The 18,612-nt window shown below is 58.6% G+C and carries 20 protein-coding genes and 1 riboswitch; of the genes, 4 read left to right on the forward strand and 16 right to left on the reverse strand.

The features are described 5' to 3' along the window. Positions 1–17 precede the first annotated feature (17 nt). The 9 genes from lepB (UM93_RS06230) to UM93_RS06270 form a co-directional block, all read right to left on the reverse strand. A complete protein-coding gene (gene lepB, locus UM93_RS06230) occupies positions 18–1,001 on the reverse strand; it encodes a signal peptidase I (RefSeq protein ID WP_045074405.1) in 984 nt (327 codons plus the stop codon). Then, positions 1,001–1,681: a signal peptidase I gene (gene lepB / locus UM93_RS06235; RefSeq protein ID WP_045074407.1), complete on the reverse strand. Its 681-nt coding sequence runs from the start codon at positions 1,679–1,681 to the stop codon at positions 1,001–1,003. Before lepB (UM93_RS06235) ends, lepB (UM93_RS06230) begins: the two co-directional genes overlap by 1 nt. An 18-nt stretch (positions 1,682–1,699) precedes the next feature. Then, positions 1,700–2,059, reverse strand: coding sequence for a 50S ribosomal protein L19 (gene rplS, locus UM93_RS06240; protein WP_045074409.1), 360 nt, complete (start codon positions 2,057–2,059; stop codon positions 1,700–1,702). 217 nt (positions 2,060–2,276) lie between these two features. Next, positions 2,277–3,053, reverse strand: a complete 777-nt coding sequence (gene trmD / locus UM93_RS06245; protein ID WP_045074411.1) for a tRNA (guanosine(37)-N1)-methyltransferase TrmD — start codon at positions 3,051–3,053, stop codon at positions 2,277–2,279. After that, positions 3,054–3,581, reverse strand: a complete 528-nt coding sequence (gene rimM, locus UM93_RS06250; RefSeq protein ID WP_045074412.1) for a ribosome maturation factor RimM — start codon at positions 3,579–3,581, stop codon at positions 3,054–3,056. A 151-nt stretch (positions 3,582–3,732) separates the two neighbouring features. Then, positions 3,733–3,975, reverse strand: coding sequence for an RNA-binding protein (locus UM93_RS06255; RefSeq protein WP_045074414.1), 243 nt, complete (start codon positions 3,973–3,975; stop codon positions 3,733–3,735). A gap of 1 nt (position 3,976) precedes the next feature. Continuing rightward, on the reverse strand, positions 3,977–4,402 hold the full coding sequence (rpsP, locus tag UM93_RS06260; protein WP_045076986.1) for a 30S ribosomal protein S16: 426 nt from the start codon (positions 4,400–4,402) through the stop codon (positions 3,977–3,979). A 197-nt stretch (positions 4,403–4,599) separates the two neighbouring features. Continuing rightward, a complete protein-coding gene (locus UM93_RS06265) occupies positions 4,600–5,028 on the reverse strand; it encodes a hypothetical protein (RefSeq protein ID WP_052663656.1) in 429 nt (142 codons plus the stop codon). 18 nt (positions 5,029–5,046) lie between these two features. Beyond that, positions 5,047–5,922, reverse strand: coding sequence for a VOC family protein (locus UM93_RS06270; protein WP_045074416.1), 876 nt, complete (start codon positions 5,920–5,922; stop codon positions 5,047–5,049). An 84-nt stretch (positions 5,923–6,006) separates the two neighbouring features. Then, positions 6,007–6,116, forward strand: a riboswitch (TPP riboswitch). Between UM93_RS06270 and thiC the strand changes: the two genes are divergently transcribed. After that, positions 6,115–7,902, forward strand: a complete 1,788-nt coding sequence (thiC, locus tag UM93_RS06275; RefSeq protein WP_045074417.1) for a phosphomethylpyrimidine synthase ThiC — start codon at positions 6,115–6,117, stop codon at positions 7,900–7,902. It overlaps the preceding riboswitch by 2 nt. Before the next feature lie 27 nt (positions 7,903–7,929). Here thiC and UM93_RS06280 read toward each other — a convergent pair whose 3' ends face one another. Then, positions 7,930–8,412, reverse strand: coding sequence for a GNAT family N-acetyltransferase (locus UM93_RS06280; protein WP_045074419.1), 483 nt, complete (start codon positions 8,410–8,412; stop codon positions 7,930–7,932). Positions 8,413–8,630: 218 nt separating this feature from the next. On the opposite strand from UM93_RS06280, the gene UM93_RS06285 reads away from it, so the two are divergent. Further along, positions 8,631–10,100 (forward strand): FGGY-family carbohydrate kinase, encoded by a 1,470-nt coding sequence (locus UM93_RS06285; protein WP_045074420.1) that lies wholly within the window; start codon positions 8,631–8,633, stop codon positions 10,098–10,100. 97 nt (positions 10,101–10,197) lie between these two features. On the opposite strand, the gene ffh is transcribed toward UM93_RS06285, so the two are convergent. Then, complete coding sequence (ffh, locus tag UM93_RS06290; protein WP_045074422.1) at positions 10,198–11,772, reverse strand: signal recognition particle protein; 1,575 nt, start codon at positions 11,770–11,772, stop codon at positions 10,198–10,200. Between the two features lie 105 nt (positions 11,773–11,877). Next, positions 11,878–12,474 (reverse strand): GNAT family N-acetyltransferase, encoded by a 597-nt coding sequence (locus UM93_RS06295; RefSeq protein WP_082057035.1) that lies wholly within the window; start codon positions 12,472–12,474, stop codon positions 11,878–11,880. A gap of 92 nt (positions 12,475–12,566) precedes the next feature. Between UM93_RS06295 and UM93_RS06300 the strand changes: the two genes are divergently transcribed. Continuing rightward, complete coding sequence (locus UM93_RS06300) at positions 12,567–13,988, forward strand: glucose-6-phosphate dehydrogenase (RefSeq protein ID WP_082057036.1); 1,422 nt, start codon at positions 12,567–12,569, stop codon at positions 13,986–13,988. 90 nt (positions 13,989–14,078) lie between these two features. Here UM93_RS06300 and UM93_RS06305 read toward each other — a convergent pair whose 3' ends face one another. Both UM93_RS06305 and UM93_RS06310 read right to left on the reverse strand, forming a co-directional pair. Further along, positions 14,079–14,417, reverse strand: coding sequence for a P-II family nitrogen regulator (locus tag UM93_RS06305; protein WP_045074425.1), 339 nt, complete (start codon positions 14,415–14,417; stop codon positions 14,079–14,081). Then, positions 14,414–15,772 (reverse strand): ammonium transporter, encoded by a 1,359-nt coding sequence (locus tag UM93_RS06310; RefSeq protein ID WP_082057037.1) that lies wholly within the window; start codon positions 15,770–15,772, stop codon positions 14,414–14,416. The genes UM93_RS06305 and UM93_RS06310 overlap by 4 nt, the downstream gene beginning before the upstream one ends. Positions 15,773–16,037: 265 nt before the next feature. Between UM93_RS06310 and UM93_RS06315 the strand changes: the two genes are divergently transcribed. Continuing rightward, the gene (locus UM93_RS06315) at positions 16,038–16,598 is read left to right on the forward strand and encodes a DinB family protein (RefSeq protein ID WP_082057038.1); all 561 of its coding nucleotides are present in this window, start codon (positions 16,038–16,040) and stop codon (positions 16,596–16,598) included. A 94-nt stretch (positions 16,599–16,692) separates the two neighbouring features. Here UM93_RS06315 and ftsY read toward each other — a convergent pair whose 3' ends face one another. Next, positions 16,693–17,862 (reverse strand): signal recognition particle-docking protein FtsY, encoded by a 1,170-nt coding sequence (gene ftsY, locus UM93_RS06320; protein ID WP_045074429.1) that lies wholly within the window; start codon positions 17,860–17,862, stop codon positions 16,693–16,695. Positions 17,863–17,919: 57 nt separating this feature from the next. Beyond that, positions 17,920–18,609: a response regulator transcription factor gene (locus tag UM93_RS06325; protein ID WP_045074431.1), complete on the reverse strand. Its 690-nt coding sequence runs from the start codon at positions 18,607–18,609 to the stop codon at positions 17,920–17,922. Between the last annotated feature and the right edge of the window lie 3 nt (positions 18,610–18,612).

Raw genomic sequence — 18,612 nt, forward strand, 5'->3', positions numbered from 1 at the left:
CGAAAGCCTCGCCAACGTTACTTCCCCGAATGCGTCGGCGTCGGGCTGCTCACCGGAGTCGATGAGGGTGCCGGCACATTACGGAAGGTGTCCGGATAATTGCCGATGAAGGACCAACGGTTCAGCGGCCAGGCAATAACGGTGGCGGTGCCTTCGACATCGTTCAGGTCGATGAAGCCCTGGCTTGCCAGGTTCTGGTGAAAACGGGAGTCCGCTGAGTTATTTCGGTTGTCGCCCATCACCCAGATTTTGCCGGCCGGAACGACGACATCGAAAGTCGCATTCAGACCAGCAGCATTCTCCGAGCCGGGGAACAAATATGGCTCGTCGAGAGGCTGTCCATTAACGGTGATCCGGCCCTGCGCATCACAGCAAATCACATGATCGCCGGCCATCCCGATCACTCGCTTCACCAAGTGCTGCTGCGACTCGTCTGGCATCAGGCCGATGAAAACCAAAACATCTTGGAACCAGTTAGTGGCCTTAGCCTGAGTGATGGATTGATCGCCAGCCAGCCAGCCCTGGGTATCTTTGAACACCACCACATCACCGCGTTGCAGCGCAAAGGGGCGAGGCACCAGTTCATTAATAAAAATCCGGTCCTCAACCTGCAAGGTGTTTTGCATCGACTCCGAGGGGATCACAAAGGCGCGGAAGAGGAAGGTTTTCAGCAAGAAGGAAAGAACTAGCGCAATCACGATCACGATGGCTATTTCCTTCAGCCATGATAACGGGCCGCTAGGCTTCTTTGCCTTTTTTGGTTGCTTGGACGGGTTCGCAGATTCCTCGGCCCCGGCATCCGCCTCAGCCTGATTCGCCCCAGCATCAATGGTTTCGGCCACAACGGAGCCAGCCTCAACTGACTCGCCCTTACGGGCAGGGCTGAGGTCTTGGACTACCTGCTTCGCGGTCTCCTCGTTTGCCGGAACCTCCGCGCGCCTTCGCCCGTGCGGCTGCCCGCCCTGGGGATCCTCGTTCGGTTCACATGTCGGTTGCGACATTACTGTGCGCCTTTCTGTGCATCAGGACCGATTGGAACCCGAGGTACGTTACCAAATTTATCTAAGGGCCAGAGTATCTGAATCGGACGGCCAATGACCTTATTGAGTGAGATCAAGCCACCCCCGGGTGCCCCGAGCAAAGATCGGGAATCAGCCGAAATGGATCGATGATCACCCATCAGCCACAACTTACCTGCTGGCACCACGACATCGAAGGAGGTGGCACTCGGTGCGTCGCCGGGAAAGAGATACGGTTCGTTCAATGACTCCCCATTGACGGTGATCTTCCCCTCGACCGAGCAGCATTTCACTCGATCCCCGGCAATCCCGATCACTCGCTTGACATAGACCGTGTCGCTGCCGACCACACCGATGAACTGGCCCAAACCATGCAAAGCATCAAGCACTGCCCCACGGCCGGAATCAAGCGGATCGAAGGAGCCTCGTCCGTCGAAGACCACCAGATCGCCACGGTGAATCGGACCGAAACCATAATCGGTCCGCGATACCGCAACCCGTTCCCCGCTGAGAAATTGTGGGTTCATCGATTCAGAGGGGATGTAGTACACCTCAAGCCAAAACGCCCTGATCAACGAACTGACCAGCACAATGACCAGCACAATGAGCAAAACAAAGCGCCAACCCAGTCGCCTGGATTGACGCTTTGCGACACCACTCACAAGATACCTAGGTATCTCTTACTTGCTGGCGACGTTGTCGCGCTTCTCTTTGATCTTGGCTGCCTTACCGCGCAGTTCACGCATGTAGTACAGCTTGGCGCGACGGACGTCACCGCGGGTGACGAGTTCGATCTTCTCGATGATCGGAGAGTGCACCGGGAAGGTACGCTCAACGCCGACGCCGAAGGAGACTTTGCGAACGGTGAAGGTTTCGCCGATGCCCTTGCCCTGGCGGCCGAGCACGAAGCCCTGGAACACCTGAACACGAGAACGGTTGCCTTCGATGATGTTGACGTGAACCTTCAGCGTGTCACCCGAACGGAATTCGGGAACATCGCTACGCAGGCTAGCTGCGTCAACGCTGTCAAGGATGTGCATGCTGCAACTCCTGGTGAACGCCACAGGTCATTCACTTTTATCGCGACAGTCTGGCTCCCCAAGGCCGGGAACGCCACGCTGTCGAAGTGTATTTTTCGGCCCGAAAGCGGGTTCGCTGGGCCGACGCGCTCGTTGGATGAACCAGTTCCCCCTGTGGCAGGAAAAGTTCGACGAGCACAGCTACCCATTCTGCCATATTTTCGCCTCAGCGGACTAATCAGCCGAGCTGGTGCAACTTGCCGTCCAGCAGTTGATAACCAAACTCTCTCAGGATCTGCAGATCGGCGCGGTTCAGGCGTTCAACATCGAGCAGTGCAACCAGATCTGGTCGACGTTGCACGGTTCGCCGTAGCTGCTCATCGCGCCGGAATCTGGCGATCTTGGCATGGTTCCCGCTCAGCAGCACCTCGGGAATCTCGCTCCCCCGCCATTGCGAAGGTTTGGTGTAAACCGGGTACTCAAGGAGCCCATCCTGATGCGACTCTTCGATGAGTGATTCCGGGTTACCGATCACCCCCGGCAGCAATCTAGCCACCGCCTCGACCATGGCTAGCACGGCAACCTCACCGCCATTGAGCACGTAGTCGCCTAAGCTCATTGGCCGAACCTCAAAATGCTGAGCGGCCCATTCAATCACTCGTTCGTCAATGCCCTCATAACGGCCGCAGGCGAAAACGAGTTGCTGCTCAGTCGCCAGTTCTTCGGCAATTGACTGACTGAACACCTGACCGGCGGGCGAGGGAACAATGAGGGTGGGGCGAGCACCCTCACTCAGCAAGGATTCAAGGGCCAGCGCCCAGGGTTCTGGCTTCATCACCATTCCGGCACCGCCACCGTAAGGAGTGTCGTCGACGGTTCGATGACGGTCCGTGGTGAAGTCACGTAGATCATGCACGCTCAGGTTTAGCAAACCGTCCTGTCGTGCCTTGCCGATCAGGCTGAGTTCCAACGGCGCTAAATACTCAGGAAAAATGCTGATCACATCAAGGCGCATTTAGTCAGCCGCCCCGTCCTGAGACTCCCGATTTAACTCGAATAAACCATCTGGTGGGGTGACCAGCACGAAACCTTGCTCAGGGTCCACCTCCGGCACTATTTCATCGACGAAAGGAACCAGCACTTCCTCACCGTCATCGGTGGTCACCACAAGCAGGTCTTGCACCGGCATCACCCGCAACGCGCTCACCACGCCGATTTTGCGGCCGGCCAGCCGAACCTCGAGCCCCACCAGCTCGTGTTCGTACCACCCCTCTTCGGTCTCATCCTCAACGTCTGCGGTTTCGATGAAGAGTTTGGTACCGCGCAGTTCCTCGGCTCGATTTCGATCAGGCACCTCGGCAAAGCCGAGCAGCAAGGTGTCCTTGTTCCAGCGAGCCTGGTTGACTGTCAATTCGCCGTGTTCCTGAGTGTTGAAAATGACCCCGCGGACAAACCGCTCCTCCGGTGCATCGGTAAACAGTTCCACCGTCACCTCGCCGCGTATCCCATGTGGTTTACCGATCCGGGCTACTTGAACCTGCATACTTCTCCTGATCTAAGTTCAGCGACTCTCAACTCAACGATGAGGTTCTTAAAAAGAGAGGGCTCCGGCTAATGCCGGAGCCACAATCTTAGCGTGTTGCTCAGAAACCACCGATGCTGCGCAATGACTCACGCGGCTCGGGTTTCCGAACCTAGCGACGCCGGTCAGTATCGACGACGTCCACCCGGACCTGATCGCCACCGGCGAGGGCACCGATCACAGTCCGCAGAGCTCGCGCGGTGCGGCCTTGACGGCCAATCACCCGACCCAAATCCTCTGGATGAACCCGGACTTCTAGGGTCTCGCCGCGACGGTTATTCCGCAGCGCGACCTGCACGTCATCGGGGCTATCCACGATGCCGCGAACTAGATGCTCCAGAGCCTCAGCCAACAATTTACTCAGCCTCGGTGGTCTCTGCCGGAGCCTCAGCGGCTTCTTCGGCCGGAGCCTCTTCAGCCTTCTTCTTCGAGGTGATAGCTTCCTTCACGATCACCGAAGACTTCTCCGGTGCTACGAAAGCTTCTTTAGCGGTCTTGGTCTTCAAGCGGCCTTCCTGGCCGGTGAGTCCCTTGAACTTCTGCCAGTCACCGGTGATCTTGAGGATCGCGGCAACCTGCTCGGTGGGCTGAGCACCCACTGAAAGCCAGTACTGAGCCCGCTCCGAGTCGACCTCGATGAACGAGGGCTCTTCGGTGGGGTGGTACTTACCGATTTCTTCGATCGCACGGCCATCACGCTTGGTGCGTGAGTCGGCGACAACAATGCGGTAATACGGTGCGCGCATCTTACCGAAGCGCTTAAGGCGAATCTTTACGGCCACTTTTGTGGTCACTCCTGTTTCTGAAACGGGTCGAATCCTTGATCACGCTCCCGTGGGGCGGGCCGATTCCAAAGGATTCTGAAAGGACACAATGCGCGCACGGAGAGAGGGGCCGTGCGGATCGAGTACCTGATTATTATGCCAGATCCTTGATCTTCAGGCGAACCCGCCGCGCTACTTTCCGGTTTGCGCTCGGTTTAGGCATTCAGGAAGTACAAAGCCAACCTGGAGTCCTCATCCGCTGCAGCAATTTTGGCGGCAAAACTGGCCACTTGCTTGACCAGTCGATCGGCGGTCTGTCGGGGTTCTTCAAACTCCTCGGAGTCCGCCCATTCGGTGATCAACTCGTCGAGGCCTTCTGGGTCTTCCAAGTTGAGCAGTTCGGCGAAGACCTCGGTAACCGCATCGGGAACCACTAATAACTGATCCAGATCAACGTCGACCATGCCGAGTTCGGGTTTAACTCCGGTGGCATGTACTTTCTTCGCCGCCAACTCCGCGAGAATCTCAAGCTCCAGATCTGTCACGTCGCCAAAGTCAATGAGTTCAGCAGGCTGTGCCCCTTGAGATCTGGCATAATTACTGGCCTGTCGGTGATCTGCGATGAAAAGTTGATTTGTGGACATCCCGGCCTTCTTTCGACTCTAAGCGACTGTGTCCAGAGTAACCCGGATCCGGTTCAGCCAGGGGTCTTCAAAACGCAATTCGACTCCCGTGTTAGCGGTGGCAACGCCGTGGTCTTTCAACCTCTGCTCAAGGGCGCCCAAATCATCGGCGGTCGGCAATGAGATCCGTACCTCGGCCAGGCCAAGAGTGTCCTTCCGCGGCCCGGCTCCCCGAGAGTTCCAGACGTTCATGGCCATATGGTGGTGATAGCGGCCAGCGGAGACGAAGAGCGCTTGGTCATGCCAGCCGGCTGTCCTTTCGAAGCCCATCGTGTGCACATAGAAATCTTCTGCTCTCGCAACGTCGCCAACTTGCAGATGGACGTGCCCGACGGCGGCAGCGGCCTCCCCTTGGCCTTGCACCGCTGCCTCACTCAAATTCTCACTCAGAAAATGTTGCGGACTGAGTGGATTACTCGCCATCTGCACGGTATCGCCATCCCAGTTCCAGGTGTCCCGGGGACGGTCAAAGTACAGCTCAATACCGTTACCTTCTGGGTCATTGAAGTAGAAAGCCTCACTCACCAGATGATCTGCGCTGCCCACAAAAAGGCTTGGATCGAACTGGGCGGCGCTAGCTAGCGTCGCTGCCAGTGCTGCCCGATCCTCAAAAAGCAGCGCAGTGTGGAATAGCCCGGCTTCTCCCCTACCGGGCAACTGAAGATCATGCGCGTCGCTGAGCTTGACCAGTGAGGTGCTCCCCCGACCGAGCTCCACCCCTTGGGCACCCTCGTTGAGGACTTGCAAGCCCAATGCCCGCTGGTAATAGTCGGTCATTGCAGCCAGATTCTGCACCTTAAGGGTGACGGTTTGCATGGCCAGTCCGGCCGAGAGCAGGTCTTGATCAGTAGTCATACTCGATTCAATTAGTTGAAGCTTCAATTTATTCCTGACCACTCCGCGTCCCACACCTTCCCCAAGGTTTATCTGCTAGCCTCTTGCTATCCACACGGGTGCCCTTGGCAAAGGGCTGAGATCGGGCTGTTCCGCCTGCGACCGTTCGAACCTGTCCGGGTCATTCCGGCGAAGGAAGTAGGAAGTACTGCTATGTCTGCAGATCTATCCGAGCATCACACTGCCCAAAATCACCCCTCCCATACCTTGGATCACCTGGAGGAGGGCGAATTACGGGTACCGGTCACCAGAATCGCCTTGGACGATTCACCCGAAGGGGCGAATCCAGACTTCGTGACCTATCGAACCGCTGGCCCGGGCAGCGATCCGATCCGCGGCCTACCACCACTGCGCGCCGACTGGGTCTCCGGGCGTGGTGACGTCGAAACTTATCAGGGTCGAGGCCGCGAGCTTTCCGACGATGGCCGCTCGGCGGTGCGGCGCGGGGCGGCCTCGGCCGAATGGCAAGGAGCCAAACCGGAACCCCGGCGCGCAGTTTACGGTCGGCGGATCACCCAGATGCACTACGCGAAGGCTGGAGTGATCACCCAGGAGATGCGTTTCGTCGCGCTACGTGAGGATTGCGATGTCGAACTGGTCCGTTCCGAAGTTGCCGCCGGCCGGGCCATTATCCCGAACAACATCAACCACCCGGAATCCGAACCAATGATTATTGGCAAGGCCTTCTTGGTCAAGATCAACGCCAATATCGGCAACTCGGCGGTGACCTCGTCAATTGCCGAGGAGGTCGACAAAATGCAGTGGGCCACCCGCTGGGGGGCCGATACCGTGATGGATCTTTCCACCGGCGACGATATTCACACCACCCGAGAGTGGATTATCCGCAACTCTCCGGTGCCGATCGGAACCGTACCGATTTACCAGGCCTTGGAAAAGGTCAACGGAGATGCCTCCGCGCTGAGTTGGGAAATTTTTCGGGACACCGTGATCGAGCAGTGCGAGCAGGGCGTGGACTATATGACCATCCATGCCGGGGTTTTGTTGCGTTACGTGCCGCTGACCGCGAACCGGGTCACCGGCATTGTCTCCCGTGGCGGCTCAATTATGGCGGGCTGGTGCCTGGCTCATCATCAGGAGAACTTCCTCTACACCCACTTTGACGAACTCTGTGAGATCTTCGCCCAGTACGACGTCGCTTTCTCGCTGGGCGATGGCTTGCGTCCAGGCGCCACCGCCGATGCGAACGATGCCGCCCAGTTCGCCGAGCTGGATACCTTGGCGGAATTGACCGCGAGAGCCTGGGAATTCGATGTCCAGGTGATGGTGGAAGGCCCCGGCCACATCCCCTTCCACCTGGTAAGAGAGAATGTGGAACGGCAGCAAGAGCTTTGCAAGGGTGCGCCGTTCTACACTCTGGGACCTTTGGTCACTGACATTGCCCCGGGGTATGACCACGTGACCTCGGCGATTGGGGCTACCGAGATTGCCCGCTACGGCACCGCCATGCTTTGCTACGTGACGCCCAAAGAGCACCTTGGCTTGCCGAATAAAGACGATGTGAAGACCGGCGTGGTCACCTACAAGATCGCTGCCCACGCCGCCGATCTGGCTAAGGGACACCCCGGGGCGCACTTACGAGATGACGCTCTGTCCAAGGCACGCTTCGAATTCCGCTGGAAGGATCAATTCTCGCTCTCGCTGGATCCGGCGACCGCCGAGGCGTTTCACGATGAGACGCTGCCCGCCGAGCCAGCGAAAACCGCTCACTTCTGTTCGATGTGCGGGCCGAAGTTCTGCTCAATGCGGATCTCCCAAGATATTCGCGCCGAGTTCGGTGGAGCTACCGAGCAGGCGACTCTGGTTGCCTCAATCGAGGAGATGCAGGCCGGCTTGAGGGCGAAATCGGCCGAGTTTATCGCCGCTGGGGCGGAAATCTATCAGCCACGGGAAAAAGATCCGATCGGTGCTCCTCAGAACTGAGGCAGCCGAGATTGAGCTTGGCTTGGGTTACAGCGCTGCCACCATCACCACGCGGGCACCTAGTGCATCCAGGCCAAGCTCAGTCTCACGCTGGCGTAGCGCCGCCAGCCCAGCCGAGAAGTCCTCCAGCGTCACGAAACCCGCGGTTGAGTAAAACGGGGCGTTGAACGAAACATCTCGAAAAGTGCATAAAGTCATCTCTTGATAGCCTGCACGCGCAGCCCAAGCCTTTGCCGTCTCCAGCAGAAAACGCCCAAGCCCTTGCCCAGCCGCCGGCGGCAACACCGAGAGCTGCTCCAGGTGCGCCTCGCCATCGATCTCCTCGATCCTGGCTAGGCCGAAGATTCTGCCATCAGCTTCGGCCACCAAAGTCTGTAATGAGGCTTGATATTCCTCAGGGCTGCTTGCCGCTGGCAGGCCGGGCATCTCCAGTAGTTCATCGGCAGCACGTTCAATATCGGGCAACGATTGAAAATCATCCGGACGAGCTGGGCGAATAGTGAACTCCATACTGACGAGCCTAGCCGGGGCTGGACGGAAGCTAAACCAGCTCTGAATCAGGGCTGGTTCAGAGCTATACCTGAGCTGGACCTGAGCTGATCTGCGCCGAGTCAAGAATTGGCTAGAGTCAAAATGACGCCCTTGTCCTCGGTAAGAGAAAACGATTACTCTTAGTTTTTGAGCCCGCGCTCACCCGTTCTTCACGCACTGACCAAAGGTGGTTTCTGATGTTTCTCGGTATCGATATCGGCACCGGCAGCTCCAAAGGCGTGTTAGTCAGTAGAGACGGACGCATTCTCGACCGGGAAACAGTTGAGCACACCGTGAGCACACCTCAGCCGGGTTGGTACGAGTTCGACGCCGAACTGGTCTGGTGGGCCGAGATCCAGCAACTCAGCAAAGCGCTTCTCGCTCGATCTACGGAGCCGTTGGAGGGAGTCTGCGTGAGTGGAATGGGCCCATGTCTGGTGGTCACTGACGAAGCCTTCCGACCACTGAGACCGGCAATTTTGTACGGCGTCGACAGCAGAGCCGGCCAGGAAATCGGCGAATTGAATCAAGAAATCGGCGCGCAGAGCATTTTCGAGCGCTGCGGTAAACAGCTGTCCACCCAGTCTGTTGGGCCCAAGATCCGCTGGTTGGCCCATCACCAGCCCGAGGTTTTCGCGGCCACCCGACACATTTTCAGCCTGAATTCCTTTATCGTCGCCAAACTCACCGGCGAATACATTCAAGATCACCACACCGCTAGCCAGTCCGACCCGCTCTACGATCTGCACAGCAATGACTGGATTCCCGAGAACTGGGCGACAATCGCCGGTGACATTCCGCGGCCGCGGCTGGTCTGGCCAACTGAGATCGTCGGCAAGGTGACTGCCAAGGCCGCTGCACTGACCGGCATTCCGGCAGGAACACCTGTGGTGGCAGGCACCGTGGATGCCTGGGCCGAGGCGTTTAGCGCGGGAGTGCGGCAGCCCGGCGACACCATGCTGATGTACGGTTCGACGCTTTTCGTGGTGCAAATGCTGGCGGGCTACCAAGCGCATGAAAAGTTGTGGACCACCACCGGGGTGGATCGAGAGACCCTCAGCCTAGCGGCGGGCACCTCAACCAGCGGCACTCTGACCTCCTGGCTGCGGCAACTTTTCGGCAATCCGAGCTTCGAAAAGCTGATCACCGAGGCCTCTGCAATTCCGGCCGGCTCGAATGGCTTACTGTTGCTGCCTTACTTTGCCGGTGAACGCACCCCGATCTTCGACGCCGAAGCGCGGGGCACCATCATCGGCCTGACCACGGCCCATCAACGCGGCCACCTGTTCCGGGCAGGCTACGAAGGGATCGCCTTCGGTGCCCGGCAAATCATGGATTTCCTCGCCCAAAGTGCGGAGCGTCCGCAACGCTTGGTCGCCGTCGGTGGTGGCACCCAATCAGCGCTCTGGACGCAGATCGTCTCGGATGTGACCGGCTATCCGCAGGAAGTCCCCGCGGAGACAATTGGTGCGAGCTACGGTGATGCGCTGATGGCGGCAATCGGCACTGGCAGCGTGGAAGTCGGAACAGACTGGGCAGAAATCTCGCACACCGTGCGGCCTAACCCCGAGCATCAAGAAATCTACGCCGAGCTCTATCAAGCTTTTAGCGCCCTCTACCCGGCCACGAAAGAGACTATGCATCAGCTAACGCGGCTCCAAAAGTAAGCCGCGCGCCCTCCACTCACACCGTCGAGTGTCGAGATCTGGGGTTTAAAATCGCGCTTTACGCCCCAGATCTCGACACTCGGCAGGGAGCTTGCGGTTATTTACCGAGGAACTTATCGAAGCCCTTGGGTAAATTCAGTGCCGAAGGATCGAAATCCTCGGTCTGCGCACCGAAGGACGCACCGCTGGGCGCGCTGCTCCGATTGGCACGTCGCTCTTCTGCCTCCCGCAGCTGCTGAGCCGCCTTTGCCGGGTTACCCGAGCGAGCCTTCTTTTTGGGCGAATTCTTAGCCGCCTTGCGCGCGCTACCGCCGCCTGGGCCGGTCATCCCGGGGACACCGGGCATACCACCGCCGGCGGCCATCTTCTTCATCATCTTCTGGGCCTGACCGAAGCGTTCCAGCAGCCCGTTCACTTCGGAAACATGCACCCCTGAACCGCGGGCAATACGTGCCCGGCGGGAGCCATTGATGATCTTCGGAGCCACCCGCTCATGCGGCGTCATGGAACGAACAATTGCCTCGACCCGGTCGATTTCGCGTTCATCGAACTGCTCGAGTTGCTGACGCATACCGGCGGCACCAGGCATCATCATCAGCATTTTCTTCATCGACCCCATATTGCGGATCTGATTCATCTGAGCCAGAAAGTCATCGAGGGTGAAGTCTTCCTGATCGGCGAATTTCTTCGCCATCCGGGCCGCTTCGTCCTTATCCCAAGCCTGCTGGGCCTGCTCAATCAGAGTGAGCACATCGCCCATGTCGAGGATTCGAGACGCCATCCGATCCGGGTGGAAGACCTCGAAGTCATCCAGCGCTTCACCGGTCGAAGCGAACATCACTGGTTTGCCGGTGACCGTGGCCACTGACAATGCGGCACCACCGCGTGCATCGCCGTCGAGCTTGGAGAGCACAATGCCGGTGAAGTTAACACCCTGATCGAAAGCTTGAGCGGTGGCAACCGCGTCCTGACCGATCATTGCGTCGATCACGAAGAGCACTTCGTCGGGCGAAATAGCGGCACGAATATTCGCAGCCTGCTGCATCAGCTCGGCGTCAACGCCCAAGCGCCCGGCGGTGTCAACAATCACCACATCGTGCAGTTTGCTGCGTGCCTCGGCCAGACCAGCCTGCGCGACGGCGACCGGGTCGCCAGTGGCAGCCTCGAATTCAGAGGAAACACCTGGGTGTGGCGCGAAGACCGGCACGCCAGCACGCTCACCGTTGACCTGCAACTGCTTGACTGCGTTGGGGCGCTGCAGATCAGCGGCTACCAGCAGCGGCGAATGTCCCTGACCCTTGAGCCATTTGGAGAGCTTGCCCGCCAGCGTGGTCTTACCGGCACCCTGCAGACCGGCCAGCATAATCACCGTCGGCGGGTTCTTCGCCAGCCGGATCCGCCGAGTTTGACCGCCCAAGATCTCGACGAGTTCCTCATTGACAATCTTGACGATCTGCTGCGCCGGATTCAGCGCAGCATTGACCTCAGCGCCGAGCGCCCGCTCCCTAACCTTGGCAGTGAATTCACGAACCACCGGCACCGCAACATCGGCGTCAAGCAGGGCGCGACGGATCTCCCGAACTGTGGCATCGACGTCGGCCTCGGAGAGCCGGCCCTTGCCACGCAGGTTCTTGAAGGTTGCGGAAAGCCGGTCGGAGAGAGAGTTAAACACCTGTGATCATCTTTCGAAAGAAGTCTGGAGCGGGTGGAGCATCAACTAATAAGAATAGCAAGGTCAGCGGGGCTGAACGGTCGATCTTGCCGCCAGCATAACTGGCTACTCCCCGGGGTCCGGGAAAATTCGTTGGAAGAGCAAGTTATCCTGCCAGCGCCCATCAATTTTCAGGTAGTCGGGAGCCATCCCGATCTGCTCAAAACCGTTGCGTTTCAACACCCGCTGTGAGCCCTCGTTGTCCAGCAGGGTACTGGCTTGCAGCCGATGCAAGCCGTGCTCCTCACTGACCAACCGGCAAACCTCCGCCACCGCCCGGCTGGCAACCCCGGCGCCTTGCCGGGACTGATCTACCCAGTATCCTAAATTGCCGCTCAAGAAAGGCCCGCGCACAATCCCGCTCACCGTCATGGTGCCAATGATGTGTCCGTCTTCAATGATCAACCACGGCAGCGCGCCACCACGCTCCAGTTCCTCGAGCTTGAGCTGCGCGGCGGCGCGCTGGCCGACTTCGGTGAAAAACTCGTCCGGACGGCGAGGCTCCCACGGCTTCAAGTGTTGCTGATTTCGACGGTAGCTCTCGGCTAATTCGGCTGCGTCGTCTAGCTCCACAAACCGGAGGCTCAGAGCGCTGGCCTCTCGATCCAGACTGGAAACAGCATCCGATGACTGATTACTTGGCCGTAGCGGGGTGTCGTTCATTACTCAAACAGTAGTCCTACCAGCTGTAAAAAGACGGCTACTCCCGGTGCGGTATTGCCCCATAACGCAGCTTTTGATGGCATGCTGATCAGGTGACCGAGTCTAAGAAAAACGTGAAAACAGTCAAGACAGTTAAAACACTACTCATCCTCGGAGCTTCTGGTGATCTGACCGGCAGACTGCTGCTGCCCGGCGTCGCCCGGTTGATTGCCGCCGGCCGGGCTAAGGATCTCACCCTGGTCGGTGCTGGAAATGATGCCTGGACCGACGCACAGTGGTTGGAGCGGGTCGAGTCGGTCTTCAGCGAGGCGGCTAAGAGCGCGACAGCGGCAGGCAAGGCCGCGCTCAAGAAGGTTAAAGCCGGGACCAGTTACCGCCAGGCAGACGTCACCGCGAAAGATCAACTAGCTGACCTACTGGCTCAGCTCGAGGGCCCGGTTGCCGTCTATTTCGCGCTGCCGCCGGCGGTCAGCCAACTAGCCTGCGAACAACTCACCGCAGCCGACCTTCCGGCCGAGACCAGACTGGTAATGGAGAAGCCCTTCGGCTCTTCTGCTGAATCCGCTCACTCGCTCAATGAAACGCTGGCAGCGCTCGTGCCGGAAGATCATATTCACCGAGTAGATCATTTCCTTGGCAAATCCACGGTTTTCAATATCTTGGGCCTGCGCTTCGCGAACCGCCTGCTGGAACCTTTGTGGAATGCCGATCACATTGAAAAAGTTGAGATCATTTTCGACGAAGACCTCACCTTGGAAAACCGCGCTCGCTACTACGACCACGCCGGTGCGCTGCGCGATATGATTCAGAGCCACTTGCTGCAGATTATGGCCATCATCGCGATGGAGGCTCCGGCTACGCTGGGCCAACAGGACGTTCGTGACGGTATTGCCTCGGTACTGCGAGCCAGCAGCATCGACTCCAATTTCAAGAAATCGACCCGTCGCGCCCAGTATGCCGCCGGGAAGATCGGTCGGCGCTCAGTGCCGGACTACGAAAAGGAAGAGGGCGTCGACCCGAAGAACAACACCGAGACACTGGCCGAAGTCGAGGTGCAGATCAAGAACTGGCGCTGGGCTGGGGTGCCCTTCATCCTGCGTTCCGGCAAGGCCCTTGGCAAAGCCCGCAAGGAGGCCGTGATCACCTATAAGCAGGTGCCGCACCTGCCCACCGGGTTCCGCGGCGTTGACTCCCCCACCAGACTGCACATTGGTTTCGGCCCGGACACCCTGCAACTAGACCTAGACATTAATGGCCCCGGGGATTTGTTCACTCTGAACCGAGTCAAGCTGGAAGCTGATCTTTCCGGGGACCCGCTACTGCCCTACGGTGAAGTGCTCGACGGCGTGCTGAGCGGCGATCCGCTGCTCTCGGTGCGCGCTGATACCGCCGAAATGTGCTGGCAGATTGTGGAGCCGACGCTCAAAGCGTGGAAGGCGAACAAGGTTCCGTTGGAGACCTACCCCGCCGGTTCGAACGGTCCGGAAAGTTGGACCACCAGCCACGACGCTTAACCTCATCGAGTGTGCAGATCTACACCTTAAAACCGGTTCAGAAGATGTAGATCTGCACACTCGACGACGTCGATCAGCTGCCCTCGGAAGCTAAACCGCGGCGTTGCCCCGCTCGCCGGTCCGCACTCGGACCGCTTCATCGACGTTGACCGTCCAAACCTTGCCGTCCCCCGCGCGACCGGTATTGGAACTAGAAATCAGCACATCGACAATATCGTCCACCTGATCGTTGGTCGCTAAGACCTCGATCCGGATTTTCGGTAAAAGATCGACAACGTATTCGGCCCCCCGATAGACCTCGGTGTGGCCACGCTGCCGGCCATAACCATTGGCAGCGCTGACGGTGAGACCCTGGACGCCGTAGCTCTCCAAGGCACCACGTACCTCGTCAAACTTTTCCGGTCGAATGATCGCGGTTATCAGCTTCATGACTCCACCTTAATCTGGGTCTCGATAGGCGCCTCAACATGCCGGGCCCGGAGTGCTTCATCCAAGGGATGGAAAGCACTGCCTACTCGGCCGCCGAACTCATAAGCCGTTTCGGCGTGTACCGAGATGTCGATGCCATTGACCTCGTGCTCTTCGGTGATCCGGAAGCCCATCGTCTTATTAATAATCCAACCAACGATGAAGGCCACCACAAAGGAGTAAATCAGCACCGCGAAGGAGCCGAGGGCTTGCTTGCCCAGCAACTCGAAGCCACCGCCATAGAACAAGCCGTTCACACCTGCCGGAGAGCCCTCATTCGCAGCCAAGCCAATGAACAAGGTACCGATCAAGCCACCGACGAGGTGTACTCCGACGACGTCGAGTGAGTCATCGTAACCAAGCTTGTACTTCAGGCCAACCGCCAGAGCACAGACAGCCCCCGCCAGGATACCGAGCACGATCGCCCAGCCTGGCGTCAGAGCGGCGGCAGCCGGAGTAATGGCGACCAAACCGGCCACCGCACCCGAAGCCGCCCCCAGCGACGTCGCGTGCCCATCCCGAATTTTTTCCACGATCAACCAACCCAGAGTTGCCGCAGCCGGCGCAGCCAGGGTGTTGATCCAAGCCAGGCCCGCGGTGGCATTAGCCGCCAGCGCCGAGCCAGCGTTGAAGCCAAACCAGCCGAACCAGAGCAGGCCGGCGCCCAGCATGACGAAGGGCAGATTATGTGGCCGGTGACTAGGATCCTTGCCGAAGCCAAGGCGCTTGCCCAAGACCAGAGCCAGCGCAAGCGCGGCCGCACCGGCATTGATATGCACTGCAGTACCACCGGCGAAGTCAATCACGCCCAAACCTTGGCCTATCCAACCGCCAATATTGTTGCCCTCGGCGTCCTTATTGAAGTCGAAAACCCAGTGCGCGACCGGGAAGTACACCAGCACCACCCAAATACCGGCGAAAAGCATCCAGGCACCGAATTTTGCCCGGTCCGCGATCGCTCCGGAAATCAGCGCCACGGTAATAATCGCGAACACCGCCTGGAAACCAACAAACGCGATTTCCGGAATGGTGCCGACCAGAGTCGCACTGTCACCGGTGCCGAGCACCCCGTTCAACCCCAGTTTTTCAAAGGGGTTGCCGAGCAACCCTCCGCCAATATCGGTCCCGAAGGCCATTGAATAACCAAAGAGAACCCACAGCACGGTCACCAAAGCGATCGCACCAAAACTCATCATCATCATGTTCAGCACGCCTTTAGCGCGCGTCATGCCCCCATAGAAAAAAGCCAGTCCCGGGGTCATCAGCAGCACAAGCGCCGCAGAGACCAGTACCCAAGCGGTATCACCTGCGTTCATGAATACAGTGCCCCACTTCCTCATCTAGTGCGTCAGTGATCGCGGACTGCGCCTCGCCGATGGCCAGCACAGCACTGCAATCTACTCGTAGTGAGATTCTGGCTGGGGCTTGTTTCAAGCGGAAAGGTTCTGGATTTCGACGTTGTTACAAGAATTCCCGGCAGGTAAATGCTGTGTCACCTGGAGGTTTCCATAATGTTTCAGCCCCCGTCCCAGCAGATGCCAGCACTGGCGAGAAGTTCAGCGATAGGTGAGGATGAAAGGCATGACAGAGCAACCAACACGCTGGACCGAAGCAACCGTCTACCCCGATATGTGGACTGACCCGGAGAAAGATCCACGCAATAGCGAGGGACCGAGCCCGGACGGTGAACTGGCTACTCTGCTCGACTACACCACGAGCTATCGGATGACGCTGCTGATGAAGTGTGAAGGGTTGACCCCAGAGCAGCTTGCCCAGCGTTCGGTGCCGCCGTCGACAATGTCTTTACTCGGCCTGCTGCGGCACCTCGCCGAAGTGGAACGTGACTGGCATAACTGGATTGGCGATGAAGATCCGTTGCCGAAACTGTATGGCAAGCGGGACGCCGATTTTGACGAGGCTGTTGGAGAACAGGCCCAAGTGCATGCTGCCTATGCTGACCTGGCGCGTGAGCAGGCGGCCACCGATGCCGCCTTAGCCTTGCATCCCGACTTAGCTGAACGAGTGGGTGAGGAGAAGATTGCCGTCCGTGAATTGTATGTGCATCGAGTCGAGGAGTATGCCCGGCACTGTGGGCACGCCGATCTGCTGCGCGAGTGTATTGACGGACGAGTGGGTCAGTAAGAACCGCTTACTATCGCAAACGGCGAGGGACCGCTGACCCAAAGAAGTGGGTCAGCAGTCCCGGTGCGTTTTTTGGGGTTCTCCGTGGCCTGGCCTAGTTCAGGATGGCGTCAACGAACTGCTCGGCGTCGAAGGGGGCCAGATCATCCGCTCCCTCACCGAGGCCAACTAGCTTGACCGGCACACCCATGGACTTCTGAATCGCCACCACAATGCCGCCCTTGGCGGTCCCGTCGAGCTTGGTCAGCACAATGCCGGTAATATCAACCACCTCGCTGAACACTTTGGCTTGATTCAGCCCGTTCTGCCCGGTGGTGGCGTCTAGTACCAAAAGCACCTCATCTACCTGGCCCTGCTTCTCGATCACCCGCTTGACCTTGCCAAGCTCGTCCATCAGGCCGACCTTATTCTGCAAACGTCCGGCGGTATCGATCATTACCACGTCGACTTCCTGCTCGATACCGGCTTTGACCGCCTCGAAGGCCACCGAGGCCGGGTCCGCGCCATCAAGGTCAGACTTCACCGTCGGCACTCCGACTCGCGCCCCCCAGGTAGCCAGCTGTTCAGCCGCCGCCGCACGGAAAGTATCAGCAGCACCCAGCAGCACGTCTTTGTCTTCGGCCACCAGCACCCTGGCGAGCTTACCTACCGTCGTGGTCTTGCCCACGCCATTCACGCCCACCACCATCACAATGGCCGGTTGTTCGCCATGGCGCTGCACCGCCAGAGAACGATCCATCGCCGGGTCCACCAAGGCGATGAGTTCCTCGCGCAGCATGGCGCGCACCTCTTCGGGTTGCCGAGAACCCATTACCTTGACGCGCTCCCGCAAGGTGTCGACCAGCTGCATGGTCGGCTCGGTGCCAATATCCGCCAGTAACAGGGTTTCCTCGATCTCTTCCCAGACGGATTCGTCAATCTTGTCGCTCGAGAGCAAGGCCAACAAGCCCTTGCCCAGCGAGTTATTGGATTTCGCTAACCTGGCGCGCAGCCGCTGCAAACGCCCGGCGGGCGGCTCAGGACGTTCAAGGCTGGGCAGCGTGGTCGCCGGCAGTTCTTCACTGACAGTCGGCGTCTCAACCGTGCCGACCGCAGCCGCTCCTGGCTCCTCCAGCAGGGTGCCACCAGGAGCTGGATCGTTGGCGTCCCTGGTTTCGGTGTACTTAGTACGGTTCCGCGAGGTTTTCAGGAACACCATCACCACTGAGCCGATAACGGCCAAGGCGACAACGATGTAGAGAATCAAAAGCCAAGTATCATTCACTTCTCTAGCTTCTCATAGCCAGCGCCGAGCCTCGATCAGCTAGCCCAACATCGGAGTCTATGTCCGCCCGTCCTCCGAGGTATCGGGGAGGTCAAAAAGACCAGCATTATCGGCGGCCACTGCCAGTTGCACCCGATTGTCGATTCCTACGCTGCGCATGATTTGGGCCAGATGTGCTTTCACGGTGGCCTCACTAATGTGCAGCAGGTTCCCGATCTGAGCATTGGTGAGGCCATTCGCTATGGCGTGCACTATTCTGCGGTCCCGAGTGTTGAGGGCAAGGAATCGTTCGGAACGCGGCGTCCCCGACCGCTGAGCTGAGTTACTCCGGCCCATTCGTGGTGCCGAAGAAAAGACCACTCCGCCAGCGTTGACCACTCGGATGATTGAGGGCACATCCTCAAGCATGGAACGCTTATCGAGGAAGCTACTGGCGCCAGCCTCCACGAAGGTATCCAGGGTATGCAGTAATTCAAAAGATGCCAGCACAACCACCCGGGTATCGGTATCAGCGGTTTTAATCGCCTGCAAAATATTGAGGCAAACATCGATGCCTATTTCGGTGTCGATGACCGCGACCTGGGGGTGTTCGTTCTGAATTCTACGAATTGCCTCGACCTCAGTCCGGCTAATTCCGCTCACTTCAATAAAACCCGCGGTGGCGAACAGCTGTCCTAAACCAAGTCTGGTCAGGAAATTTCCGCCCGCAATGTGGACCTTAATCGGTCCACCTTCTGATGCAGGCATCTC

This window comes from Psychromicrobium lacuslunae (genome assembly GCF_000950575.1).
Taxonomy (GTDB): Bacteria; Actinomycetota; Actinomycetes; order Actinomycetales; family Micrococcaceae; genus Renibacterium; species Renibacterium lacuslunae.

Excerpts from the sequence above, each read along its gene's own strand:
- lepB (WP_045074405.1), bottom strand. The coding sequence starts at position 1,001 with ATGTCGCAACCGACATGTGAACCGAACGAGGATCCCCAGGGCGGGCAG.
- rplS (WP_045074409.1), bottom strand. The coding sequence starts at position 2,059 with ATGCACATCCTTGACAGCGTTGACGCAGCTAGCCTGCGTAGCGATGTT.
- trmD (WP_045074411.1), bottom strand. The coding sequence starts at position 3,053 with ATGCGCCTTGATGTGATCAGCATTTTTCCTGAGTATTTAGCGCCGTTG.
- rimM (WP_045074412.1), bottom strand. The coding sequence starts at position 3,581 with ATGCAGGTTCAAGTAGCCCGGATCGGTAAACCACATGGGATACGCGGC.
- UM93_RS06265 (WP_052663656.1), bottom strand. The coding sequence starts at position 5,028 with ATGTCCACAAATCAACTTTTCATCGCAGATCACCGACAGGCCAGTAAT.
- UM93_RS06270 (WP_045074416.1), bottom strand. The coding sequence starts at position 5,922 with ATGACTACTGATCAAGACCTGCTCTCGGCCGGACTGGCCATGCAAACC.
- thiC (WP_045074417.1), top strand. The coding sequence starts at position 6,115 with ATGTCTGCAGATCTATCCGAGCATCACACTGCCCAAAATCACCCCTCC.
- UM93_RS06280 (WP_045074419.1), bottom strand. The coding sequence starts at position 8,412 with ATGGAGTTCACTATTCGCCCAGCTCGTCCGGATGATTTTCAATCGTTG.
- UM93_RS06285 (WP_045074420.1), top strand. The coding sequence starts at position 8,631 with ATGTTTCTCGGTATCGATATCGGCACCGGCAGCTCCAAAGGCGTGTTA.
- UM93_RS06295 (WP_082057035.1), bottom strand. The coding sequence starts at position 12,474 with ATGAACGACACCCCGCTACGGCCAAGTAATCAGTCATCGGATGCTGTT.
- UM93_RS06305 (WP_045074425.1), bottom strand. The coding sequence starts at position 14,417 with ATGAAGCTGATAACCGCGATCATTCGACCGGAAAAGTTTGACGAGGTA.
- UM93_RS06310 (WP_082057037.1), bottom strand. The coding sequence starts at position 15,772 with ATGAACGCAGGTGATACCGCTTGGGTACTGGTCTCTGCGGCGCTTGTG.
- UM93_RS06315 (WP_082057038.1), top strand. The coding sequence starts at position 16,038 with ATGACAGAGCAACCAACACGCTGGACCGAAGCAACCGTCTACCCCGAT.
- UM93_RS06325 (WP_045074431.1), bottom strand. The coding sequence starts at position 18,609 with ATGCCTGCATCAGAAGGTGGACCGATTAAGGTCCACATTGCGGGCGGA.